Source organism: Halarsenatibacter silvermanii (assembly GCF_900103135.1).
GTDB classification, from domain to species: domain Bacteria; phylum Bacillota; class Halanaerobiia; order Halanaerobiales; family Halarsenatibacteraceae; genus Halarsenatibacter; species Halarsenatibacter silvermanii.
The window spans coordinates 1-11,661 of sequence record NZ_FNGO01000038.1 but is presented as its reverse complement, the minus strand read 5'-3'; the positions used below and the strand labels follow the sequence as shown (position 1 = coordinate 11,661).

The following is an 11,661-nucleotide window of genomic DNA, read 5'->3' as shown; positions in this document are numbered from 1 at the left end:
AATCTCCCCTGGCAGGATGTAAATTTGCAGACGGGCGAGATTAAAATCAAGGAAAGCAAAAACGAAAAGGGAAGAATTGTCTGGCTGAATGAAGATACTTTAGAAAAGCTTAAGAGCTGGCGGCGGAGTCAGAATGAAAAACTGAATGAGGAAGTGGATTTAGTTTTTACTACCAAAACGGCCAATCAATTAGATCCCAGGAATGTAAGGTCGATGGTATATAACTATTCTGAGAAAGCGGGGATAACTGAGAAAGATGTAAGCCCGCATACTTTCCGGCACACATTTGCGACTGATCTTTACCGTCGGACCAAAAATTTGAGGCTGGTGCAGAAGGCATTGGGGCATGCGGATATTTCCACCACGCAGATATACACTCATATAGTAGATGAGGAGATGGAGGAGGCAATGAAGAGTTTTCGGGCTGGAGAAAGAGATTAAAATATATCAAGTACCGAGACAATAAAGGTATTTATATCTCTTCTGGTGCTGGGATCCAATATTAAGATTGAAAAAGCACTGATAAAACGAAGGAGAGATTATTACAGTTCATCTATCGGCAGTTAGAGTTAAATCTTTTCTGTAGGTTGTAGTATGATCACATCGTATGGAATTATAAGCGGATAGGTTTTTTATGAGTAATTATTATGAAGGAGAAAGGGGCTGCATAGAAAATTAAAGCTCAAGCTTCCTGAGGCTACAAAATCAATATCTCTATCTGTTTGATTTGTTAGAAACGGGGCAGACTTGACTAAACTCATCGAAGTTATTTGTACTTTATTGGATTGTTTATGTACAAAATAATATATTTATTTAATATATTTAAAAATTATTGATTATTGGGTTATTCTTGCTATAATTAAAATGAAGATACATTCAAATAATTTTTAATATTTTGGGGGGATATTATGGAAAATAACAAACAAAAAGTAGAAACAAAGGATGAAAATCTATGGAACCAAACTATTTCATATGGAATACCTTTAAAGGTATATCTGCCTCTAATAATTGTAGTTTTACTTGCTACTTTTACGGAAATGTTACCAGACAATATGGTTGGGGGAACAGCTTTCCTCTTGGTAATAGCCGGATTTTTAGTTTTTATTGGAGATAGAATTCCAATATGGAAAGACTGGTTGGGGGGAGGGCTGATTCTCTGCCTTGTTGTAGGAGGGGTTATGGACTTTTTTGAAATAATCCCTGAAGCTTCATACGAGACTATAAGTGGTTTCTACCATGCTCCCACTAATATGCTAGTATGGTGTATAGCAGCATTAATTGCTGGCAGTATTCTATCTATGCCTCGTGAATATTTGGTTAAAGCATTACCTTTATATGTGCCAGCTTTGGCTGGGGGTTTAATTTTTGCATATGTAATAACATTTATAGGAGGAACTTTAATTGGATATGGAGGATTTAGAGCAATACTAACAGTAGTAAATCCGATCCAAGGTGGAGGACTTGGTGCTGGGGCTATTCCAATGAGCGAAATATATGCTGGTGCAACTGATATGGGTTTTGATCAAATATTCTCCATGCTAATTCCGGCTGTAGTCATTGGAAATATTATTGCTATAGTCATTGGAGCTGTTTTAAATAGGTTGGGACAAACTTATCCAAACTTATCTGGCGACGGATTACTAATGCCTAAAGAAAGATGGACTCCTGAAGGAGGTATTGAAGAAATAAAAGTAAAATTAACTGACAAAACTATTGTTCAGGGATGGACTATTGCTGTAGTATTACTTGTAGCTGGATTTTTACTTGAAGCTTTAATTCCAATACATTATTTTGCCTTAATGATTATTTTGACAGCAGCAATAAAGTTTGCAAATATTCTCCCAGATGAAGCAGAGCAAAGTGCAGGCCATTTTTATCAATTTATCGCAACAGGTTTTTATGGACCTCTTTTATTAGGTGTAGGTATGGTTCATTTTGAACTTGATACTTTAGTAGAAACTCTTACTCTCCAATATCTATTTTTAGCATTATTAACTGTTGGAGGAGCAGGATTGGGAGCAGCTTTAATTGGTAAATTATTTAAACTGTATCCGATTGAATCTGCCCTGACTGGTGGTTTATGCATGGCAAATATGGGAGGCTCTGGAGATATAGCAGTACTGGCTGGAGCTAAAAGAATGGAACTTATGCCTTTTGCCCAGATAGCTTCAAGAATCGGCGGAGCAATTATGCTTTTATTAGGCCAATTATCAATAAGCTTATTAGCGCAATTTTTGTGATAAATTTATACAAGAGATAGATTTTAACCCAATTAGTTAAAAATGCCACCTTCCTTATGACTAATGGAAGGTGGCAAATTTGTCTTGAAGTAAAAGTAAAATCAACTGATAACAAGAATAAATTTGGGGGTAAAATATATGAATAATGAACTAAGAGTATTATCACCAACTGGAATTTTGGGTTATGGTTTCCCTAAAAAATCTTTCGAAAAGGGAATGGAATTAGAACCTGATTTTATTGCTGTAGATGCTGGTTCTACCGATGCGGGACCATATTATCTTGGGGAAGGCATCTCATTCACAGACAAAAAAGCTGTTAAAAGAGATTTGACAATAATCTTAAAAGCTATAGATGAAAAAAATATCCCCTTTATAATAGGTAGTGCCGGGGGAGCAGGAGCTAAACCTCATGTAAATTGGTGTGAAGATATAATTAGGGAAGTAGCCAAAGAAAATAACTTGAATTTTAAAATGGCAAATATTTTTGCAGACATATCTAAAGATTGGGTTGAAGAAAAAATTGATAATGATTATATCAAACCTATGACTGGTGCCCCTCCCCTTTCTAAAGAAGAGGTAAAAAATTCAAATAGAATTGTAGCACAAATGGGAACGGAACCCATTGAAAATGCACTAGATGAAGCAGATGTAATTTTGGCAGGGAGGGCTAATGATCCTGCGGTTTTTGCTGCTATGGGAATAAAAAATGGTTTTCCAAAAGGTTTATCAATACATTTGGGTAAAATTCTTGAATGTGCTGCAATAGCCGCAGACCCTGGCAGTGGAAAGGATTGTATGTTTGGAATTTTAAAAAATGATTGTTTTGAAATAAAACCAACTAATCCTGACAGAAAATGTACCACTTTATCTGTGGCTGCTGAAGCTTTATATGAAAAAACAAATCCGCTTAGATTATATGAACCAGGAGGAGAAGTTAATTTAGAAAAATGTAAATATGAAAATATTGATGAAAGAACTGTAAGGGTTTCAGGTTCTAAATTTGAACCTAAAGAATTATATATAAAACTTGAAGGGGCAAAAAAAGTAGGCTATAGAACTATTTCAATTGCCGGTATTAGAGATCCAATAATGATTAATCAAATTGATGATATTACTGAGCATATAGTAAGTGAGATTAGAGATAATTTTGAAGATATACCAGAGGAAAGTTATAAAACTAAATTCAGGTTGTATGGGAAAAATGGTGTAATGGGAGAGCTTGAACCCCAATCTGAAATAACTTCTCATGAACTTGGTGTAATTATTGAAATAGTAGCCGATACACAAAAATTAGCTAATACTATTTGTAGTTTCGCAAGAAGTACAATGTTACATTATGGTTATCCAGGAAGAATGGCCACTGCTGGAAATTTAGCTTTTCCATATTCTCCGTCCGATATTAAAACTGGAAAGGTATATGAATTCAGTCTTTACCATCTTGCTAAAATAGAAGACCCTTGCAAACCATTTTCTATAGAAGTAAAAAGTATAGGAGGGGGTAGTTAAAATGTCAAAGAAAAATATTTCAGAATTAACAAATGTAATCAGAAGTAAAAATGCTGGACCATATCAATTGACTTTTGATCTTATTTTTAAAGAATTTAGCAATTATGAACTTGTCAAAAATCTAAATATAATTAATAAAGAAAAAATATCAAACCTCTATGGTATTTCAGAAGATAAAATAGTTTCTATTATTCCATACGACCCAGCAAAAGCAATAAAAATTACAATATTAAGGCCTTGGGCATCAGGTTCTTGGAAAGAAACTGATGTTTATGGTGCTCAACAACATGCTCCTTTATTAAATATAGAAATTCCGTTTGAAGATTAATGTTTAATCTTTGCTCCCAAAAAATTAGAAAGGCTTCCGGTACCGGAAGCCTTTCTAGCATACATACTTCAAATCAGGATAACTTATCTTCAATTTAAAAATTAAAAATAGCTTAGGGCGTTAAGCAAAGATTACAATCGTCTATGATAGAAGCTTTGCTCTCGAAGATAACCAATCCTATATCTATCTAGGCGATTACCGGTAGTTATTACATCACGCGTAAAGGGCTTAGATTTTATAAATTAAAAGTTCAAAACGGCCTCTCCAATTTTTTTTGTACTCGAAAACTCAAGAGCAAACTGAATATGAAGAAGGACGTTGTCAACAACGAAAAGGCCAAAACAAATATGAGTTGGCCAAAAATTTCTGTGAAGAAAAAATAAAGCAAAAAAAGAAAAACATGCTAAATAATATCAATTTAAAAGCATATTAAATTTATGGATACCATGTATGATACTTTTAAAGTTGAAAAAGTCAAATATTGCTTATAAAAGATAACAATCAATTTCTCTTTTTGTAGATATACTTTCATTTATAAATATCAAGCTACTTGTCGATAAATTTAAAAAGAACAATTTCAACCTATTTTTCATAATTGTTTCCTGTAAGCATATTAGTTTTGGGAATCTTGATTGTAACGCTAGTGCCATTATTCTTTTCAGAATCTATATCAATAGTGCCATCTAAAATATCTATGTTTTCTTTAACTAAAGACAACCCTATCCCACGGGACCCTTTTTTGGTTGTATACCCTTTTTCGAAAGCTTTTGCTTCATTTCCTTTTATCCCCACACCTGAGTCTTCAACTAAAATTTTTATTTCCCTTTCTTTTTCGAAAATACCTACATACAGCTTCCTCTCTTCAAAATCTTGCTTAATACTTTCTAAGCCATTATCAATTAAATTGCCTAGTATTGAAATTAATCTATTTGTAACATCTGAATTATAAGGGCCTTCTAAGTTGCTCCTTGAATCAAATTGAAATTTTACATTTCTTTCTTTTGATTTATTATATTTCCCAATTAACAATCCAGCAATTTCATCAACTTTAATATTATCAATTACTTTTCTTGTGGTTTCTTTTTGATCAGAAATAAAATTATTTATAAAGTTTAAAGCTCGATCATTTTCCCCTAATTGGATTAAACCAGATATAACATGTAATTTATTCATAAATTCATGATTTTGGCTCCTAAGAGAAGAAGTTAATTTTTTCGTTCTTGTCAATCTTTGAGCCATTTTTTGAACCTCATTTTTTTCTCTAAAAGTAACAACCGCTCCTTTTATTCCTTGTTCAGTATTTATAGGAAGTTGGTTTGTTAATATTAGTGTATCATTGACTTTCTGTTCTTTATCAAGCTTTTTGCGTTTAGTTTTAAGGACATCCGTCAAATTGAAATCAGGAATAATATTTTTAATTTTTTTATTTAAAACCACTTCTTTTTTTAATTTTAATATATTTTTAGCCTTTTTATTTATAAGTGAGACCCTTCCTTCTTCATTTATAGCTATAATTCCTTCTCTTATTGAATCTATTATAATATTTTTTTCTTCTAAAATTCTAGCTATTTGATAAGGTTCAAGTCCAAAAATACTTTTTTTAATATTGTTAGCTAATACGATAGCCCCTAATATACCTAAAATCACCCCTACTAGTAAAGCTATCAAAATTCTTTCAGTCACTAGAGCTATTTTTTGATTTATTTCCTCCATTAATATGCCTGTTACTACAGCTCCAACTTGCTCTCCTTCGTGAAATATTGGAACAAAGGCTCTTTGGGATTCCCCTAATGTCCCTTTTGCCCTAGATATATATGAACTTCCTTCTTCTAATACTTTTGTTTCATCCCCTCCAACTATCTCTTTCCCTATTCTATCTCTATATGGATGAGAATATCGTCGTCCCTCCATATCAATAATAACTACAAAATCTGCATTGGTATTACTTCTAATATTATCAGCTATATTTTGTATTTCAGTCGACTTATTATTTTTAAGACTATTTTGTATCTCTGGTATTTTTGATACAGATTGAGCTAAATCCATAGTATTTTCTTGGAGTCTATTTAAATGTATGTTTCTTGTAAAGGAAATTGTTATATATCCTACCGCAATTAAAATAATACAAATTATTGTAATAGTTAACAATGATATTTTTAGTTTTAAACTTATCTTTTCTAACAAATATAAATCCCCCTTGCCCTCCGTTTGGTTAGATAGCAAGCTATTATGAAAAGCCCATAATAGTCCTATTAACAGAGGTTTTAGAACTAAATAAAATTTAATTTAAGTTTGGAATTCCCGGTTAAGAGGATTTTTTGTCGTGGGATCGTATATGTAATAATGTTTAGGACGCCCGACACTACCATACTCCGTTTTAATTTTGACAACTCCTTGTGATTCTAGATAATTTAAATAACGCTGGACTGTCACCCTTGAAAACCCCAAAAATTCAGAGATTTCTTCAGAAATATATTTTTTGCCTTTATTTTTTTTCAAGTAACACATAATTTTCTTTAGAGTGGTTTCACTTAATCCTTTTGGTAAACTTTCTTCAATACTAACATTCTCAAGAGAAGAATCCTTGTCTTGGTGATAAATTATTTGATCGATATCTTCTTGAGTAAAACGTTCTTTTTGTTTAATTTTTCTGTTTTCATTTATGACTTTCTCAAAAGCTTTTTTAAATCTTTCAAATTTAAATGGTTTTATTAAATAATCGGTTATACCTAAATTCAAACATTTATTAACTATATTAGTATCTTCTGAAGCAGTTATTATTATTATATAAACATCTTGATCTAACTTTCTGATTTCTCTTAAAATTTCATCTCCATTTCTGCCAGGTAGATAAATATCTAATAATATAATATCTAATCCCTTTATAAAATTTTTATAGTTAAGCTGTTTTTTCATGTCTTCTAAAGTTTTTGTTTTTTTTACTGTAAAACCATTAAGTCTTTTTGTGTATTCTTCGTTTATATGAGCTACCATCGGGTCATCTTCAATAATACCTACTTTAAATTTACTCATGGAACCCCCCCTGATAAATTAAAAAATTACATTAATTTTGTTTAGGTTTAACCACTAAAAAGATAGCAAAAAGTATTCGTAATATCGTTATCCCTTTTATAAAACACTTTACTTATAAAAGCACACAAAATAATATTCCCTTAAAACTAGTTTGTGTTTCTCATTTCCCCCTTTTTCTAGGTTTAATCCTTCAAAGAACAGGAGGTGTGGTCAAAATTACCTAGTTGATTTTTAATTGAAAAGTTTTTTCAAAGTCTCAGATTTTAAAAGATAAACGCTTCCCTTATAGATTGCCTTTCTAAAACTTTACATAGTGTCCTCTAACTAATCATCAACAATATAATTTTAGATAATAACATTTACTCTTCAATTAACCACTCCGATGAGAGGTTTGAGAAATTTTCTGATCAGAATATCCACAGGCTTTTAATAAACTCCTGTGGGGAGTACGTTCAACACCTTTTCTAATTCTATCGCTGCGCATGAAAACCCTCCTCTATTTGATTTCTTCCAGTCGGTCTGTAGCCGGCGGCGGGGTAAATGACAGTTTTGAAATTTGCTGTCGCCATTTTTCTGTCATATTGATGTCAACAGTTGCTAACGAATCTTCCAACTGCTCCACATTTCTTGCTCCTATAATGGGGGCTGTGACTCCGGGATGGGATTTGACCCAGGCTACAGCCAGGGCCACGGGATTGACGCCCTGTTTCCGGGCATGTTCAATAAAATTCTGAGCAACCTCAAAATAAAAATTTCTGCTGTATCGCCTAGTATACATATTGTTATCAATCAGCCTGCCTTTGGGAGGTTTATTATCTTTGTTATATTTGCCTGTCAGCAAACCCGCCCCCAGAAGACTGTAGGTTATTACACCCAGGTTTTCCTCCTGAGCCATTGGCAGTATTTCTACTTCCGCCTGTTTTTTTACCAGGTTATACATGGGCTGTATGCATTCAAAGCGGGCCAAATTTTTCTCGCGCGATATTCCCAGAGCCTTTTCAATCTGCCAGGCTGCCCAGTTGCTGGCTGCTGGATAAAGAATTTTGCCCTGCCTCACCAGATCATCCATAGCTCGCAGAGTTTCTTCTATGGCTGTCCTGGAATCAAATTGATGACAGAAATAAAAATCGATATAGTCAGTTCCCAACCTTTTCAGGCTGGCTTCTACTGCCTCCATAATGTGTCTTCTGGAAAGTCCGCGGGCATTGATATCCTCTCTGGTAGGATTATATACTTTGGAAGTTAGGACAAGGTCTTCTCTACACCCTTCTATGCATTCACCTAAAATCTCTTCGGCACGACCATTACTGTAAGAATCAGCAGTATCAAAAAAATTGATGCCAGCTTCTCGACACCTTTTAAATATTTTTTTGGAAGTTTCTTTATCAGCTATATCTCCAAAAGACATAGTTCCCATGCACAACTCTGAAACCTTTATACCTGTTTCCCCCACAACACAATAGTCCATAAATTTTTCCCCCTATTTTATTTATAATGAATAAATATTTAAAAATTAAGGAAGGGGCGGAAGCCCCATATAAAAAAAGTTGTAATTCAAATGGGTATAGTTAAAGCCTAAAGAGCAATAATTAAACCGAGAACACTACGGTATATGTTTTTAACCCTACTCGAATGGCCAATTTTATAATAATTCAAAAGTCATTATCATTTTACATATGTCAAACATAATTAACCAGATTCTATGATTTAAAACTGACACTTCCACCAGACATTGTTAGAGCAAGCGAAACCTCTGTTGTCAAAACAATTGCAAAAAAATAAATCCAAGGGAAAATCAAGTCAGAACAAATATAAATAGTCAGAAGCAAAGATTTTTAAGAAATACTTTGTTCTTATAAGAGTATTATGTTTAATTTAAAATCTAAATTTCTATTTTCATTCCAGTATTTTCGCTGAAAGATTATATTTATGATTTACGGATTTTTCAATATAATTTACTTTTCTAATCTACAAAATAAGCTGAAAGCGGTTTTTTAGAAACATCTATACTTGACTTTAACACCACCGGTGCCAAAGATTCCTGAGCTAAGAGCAAAAAGGGCATACCTCTCCTAAAATTTTGGCACCAGCTTTTTTAGCCCTCTGTGATATGCTGAACCCGCTTGGGATGCTGATAGTGCAGGGCTTTAAAGACTTTGTTCATCTCATCTGTGGTATCGGTTCTAATTAAAAACTTTTTGTCCCTTAGCTCCGTCTTGGTAAGTTTCATTCTGCTTAGATGCTCAAAAGCTTTAGCAGCAGTCATGTCCAGATTCTCTTTAGTGAACTTCTTTTCCATAAGCCGCTCTAAAAGATGGGCCAGGATACAGATAAATACATGTGCTTCTATGCGGCGGTCAGCATGATGATAGACAGGTTCCATTTGCTGTAAGCTTTTTAAGGAGCGGAAAGAGCGTTCAATATTGCTAAGTTTTTTGTAGGTAGAGGCTATCTCTTCTTTATCCAGTTCATCTTCATCGGTGGAGGTATAGAGAATATACTTGCCGTCTAATTTTTCATCCTTTCGTATCTGCATTCTATCAATTTTGAGAGTACCGTCTTTGAGTTTGCGTAAAAAGCGACGCTTGTATTTATGGCCATATAGTTCGGCAGCTTTTTTGGAATCCGGATCCAGGCCTTCGATTTCTTCTTCTAAAGACTCAATTACGGATTCTCTAATTTTTCTGTCTCGTTCAGCCTGGTCAGGATTGTAACAGATAATATAACGATAACCGTCTATCTCTTTCTGTTTTACCTTAAGATTATCGGATACTTTTGAATAACGACCTCTGGTGGTAAGAACTTCTTCTTTGACTTCTTTCCACTGGTTGGATTTGACGCCGACAATAAAATCAAAGTTCATGTCTTCAAGTGCATCCAATTTTTCCCGGCTTACCATACCCCTATCACCGACAAAGATGCATTTGCCGATGGAGTATCGCTTTTTTAGATCCTGCATGGCATCGATAACGGTATTGATATCCATGGTATTACCGGGCAGTAAATTGTGACTTATGGGCAGACCATCTCTGCTCAGAACAAAACTCAAAAGTGCCTGGGGTTTGCCCTTGCGACTGTATTGTATTAACTCAGGTGTCTCACCATACATGTCAATTAAACTGCAATCATAGAAGACAACCGTTACATCGAGGTTGAAAAGATTCTTTAGATTGTCATAGATTTTGTTTTCAATCTTTTCTTTGTTTTCAATAAGAAAATCCAGAGAGCGATAGAGGTGATGTAATTCTAAATCTTCTGTTGCCGGGAGGTGGACATCTTTATTCATCCAGTCAAAAGTTGAACGCTTGCTCTCAGCAGCGATGCATCTATTGAAGACCATAGCTTTGATGGCGGAGATGACTTCGAATTCAAAATCACGGCCCTGAAGGTAGGTGCTGAGAATATCGGTTAATTTTAGTTCTTCCCACAGTTTTTCCAGCACATATACACTGCCGTACTCTTTCGACCAGATATGGTGACAATCATCCATAGAGCTTAGGACCGTTACCTTGCCTGTAAATTCCGATAAAGTATCGGCCAGCTCATCAGCAAATTCGGGGTCATAATCATCAACACTGCCCAGTGTGCAGATTACCTTCTGTCGGGACTGTCCGTTTTTATAGGTGTTTTTGACTATCTGATAGTATTCATATGTTTTGCCACCAGTCTTAACTTTCTTAGTTCGCACGAACAATTTTAATCCACCCCCTTGGCACTTTTAATAATATCACCAATAATTATATAGTGCAAGGGTTAATATGAAGTAATATTATATTTTTTGGCACCATGTTTTAGCGAGATTCTAAAAACCCGAGCCCATGCTGCCGGGGATCATCGGGGGTGGACACCCTAAAATCGGCTATCTGGTGTTAAAGTCAAGCTATATGACGAAAAAAGATCAAAACTGCTTAAACTTCCATTTAACATAAAATCTCAATGTTTTTAGGATTTTCAATTCAAATTTTATTATATAACCAGAAAACTTATATTAATTATTTATTTACTTTTCTTGTTCGTTGTAATTTTAGCATACTTAAACCTTGTCTCGTCTTGTATATATTTACTTAAAGATATTATTGTAAAATTCCTTTAAAAATTTATTAAACTATATTCAGAAAATTTCGGCGTCCTGTTAAGCTTTTAATACTAGTTGTACGTTGTTGAGCAGTTAATCAAGGTTTGACCTTGCGATAAAATCTAAATAATTGTCTAATTTTACTCTTCTTATTTGATATAATAAGGATGATGAGCTAATTTCTCACAAAAATAAATGTTACATAGTTGTGTTTGGCAAATAAAAAGTACAGAGTGTGGAAACTAAAAATTACATAGCATCCCAGGTAATGTATTGATGTTGGTTTTGACTTTATGGTTGTGCGGTTGTCCGGGTTGGGAGCGGTTACCCTTCTTTAAAGAAGGGTAACCAAAAAATGTAAATTGCTTATTCTTCTTTGTTTTTGTTTTTCCTGGCCATAGCCTGCTGAAAGCGGTAGCTTTTTCCTGTAAAAGTAAGGATATGAGCATGGTGAACCACACGATCCAAAAGAGCTGTTG

Annotated in this window: 9 protein-coding genes; 4 read left to right on the top strand and 5 right to left on the bottom strand. The window is 34.0% G+C overall.

What is annotated here, in order from left to right; genetic code table 11:
* From BLT15_RS12355 to BLT15_RS12340, 4 genes are all read left to right on the top strand, one after another.
* A partial coding sequence (locus BLT15_RS12355) for a tyrosine-type recombinase/integrase (RefSeq protein ID WP_089762274.1) occupies nt 1-441 on the top strand: 441 nt, incomplete at its 5' end.
* 467 nt (nt 442-908) lie between these two features.
* A complete protein-coding gene (locus BLT15_RS12350) occupies nt 909-2,240 on the top strand; it encodes a 2-hydroxycarboxylate transporter family protein (RefSeq protein ID WP_089762272.1) in 1,332 nt (443 codons plus the stop codon).
* Between the two features lie 138 nt (nt 2,241-2,378).
* Nucleotides 2,379-3,746: an acyclic terpene utilization AtuA family protein gene (locus tag BLT15_RS12345; RefSeq protein WP_089762270.1), complete on the top strand. Its 1,368-nt coding sequence runs from the start codon at nt 2,379-2,381 to the stop codon at nt 3,744-3,746.
* A 1-nt stretch (nt 3,747) separates the two neighbouring features.
* Nucleotides 3,748-4,074, top strand: coding sequence for a DUF4387 domain-containing protein (locus BLT15_RS12340; RefSeq protein WP_089762268.1), 327 nt, complete (start codon nt 3,748-3,750; stop codon nt 4,072-4,074).
* Between the two features lie 582 nt (nt 4,075-4,656).
* On the opposite strand, the gene BLT15_RS12335 is transcribed toward BLT15_RS12340, so the two are convergent.
* The 5 genes from BLT15_RS12335 to BLT15_RS13785 all read right to left on the bottom strand — a co-directional run bounded on the left by BLT15_RS12335 (nt 4,657) and on the right by BLT15_RS13785 (nt 11,650).
* Entirely contained in the window at nt 4,657-6,258 is a 1,602-nt protein-coding gene (locus tag BLT15_RS12335) for an ATP-binding protein (protein ID WP_089762267.1), read from the bottom strand.
* Between the two features lie 102 nt (nt 6,259-6,360).
* Complete coding sequence (locus BLT15_RS12330; RefSeq protein WP_089762265.1) at nt 6,361-7,107, bottom strand: response regulator; 747 nt, start codon at nt 7,105-7,107, stop codon at nt 6,361-6,363.
* A 496-nt stretch (nt 7,108-7,603) separates the two neighbouring features.
* Nucleotides 7,604-8,575, bottom strand: coding sequence for an aldo/keto reductase (locus tag BLT15_RS12325; RefSeq protein WP_089762263.1), 972 nt, complete (start codon nt 8,573-8,575; stop codon nt 7,604-7,606).
* Between the two features lie 627 nt (nt 8,576-9,202).
* A complete protein-coding gene (locus BLT15_RS12320) occupies nt 9,203-10,795 on the bottom strand; it encodes an IS1634 family transposase (RefSeq protein WP_234985623.1) in 1,593 nt (530 codons plus the stop codon).
* Nucleotides 10,796-11,548: 753 nt separating this feature from the next.
* Nucleotides 11,549-11,650: a hypothetical protein gene (locus tag BLT15_RS13785; RefSeq protein WP_345788697.1), complete on the bottom strand. Its 102-nt coding sequence runs from the start codon at nt 11,648-11,650 to the stop codon at nt 11,549-11,551.
* Nucleotides 11,651-11,661: the final 11 nt, after the last annotated feature.

Bases quoted from the DNA above. Each gene is read 5' to 3' on its own strand.
- BLT15_RS12340 (WP_089762268.1), top strand. From the start codon at position 3,748: ATGTCAAAGAAAAATATTTCAGAATTAACAAATGTAATCAGAAGTAAA.
- BLT15_RS12350 (WP_089762272.1), top strand. From the start codon at position 909: ATGGAAAATAACAAACAAAAAGTAGAAACAAAGGATGAAAATCTATGG.
- BLT15_RS12345 (WP_089762270.1), top strand. From the start codon at position 2,379: ATGAATAATGAACTAAGAGTATTATCACCAACTGGAATTTTGGGTTAT.
- BLT15_RS12325 (WP_089762263.1), bottom strand. From the start codon at position 8,575: ATGGACTATTGTGTTGTGGGGGAAACAGGTATAAAGGTTTCAGAGTTG.
- BLT15_RS12330 (WP_089762265.1), bottom strand. From the start codon at position 7,107: ATGAGTAAATTTAAAGTAGGTATTATTGAAGATGACCCGATGGTAGCT.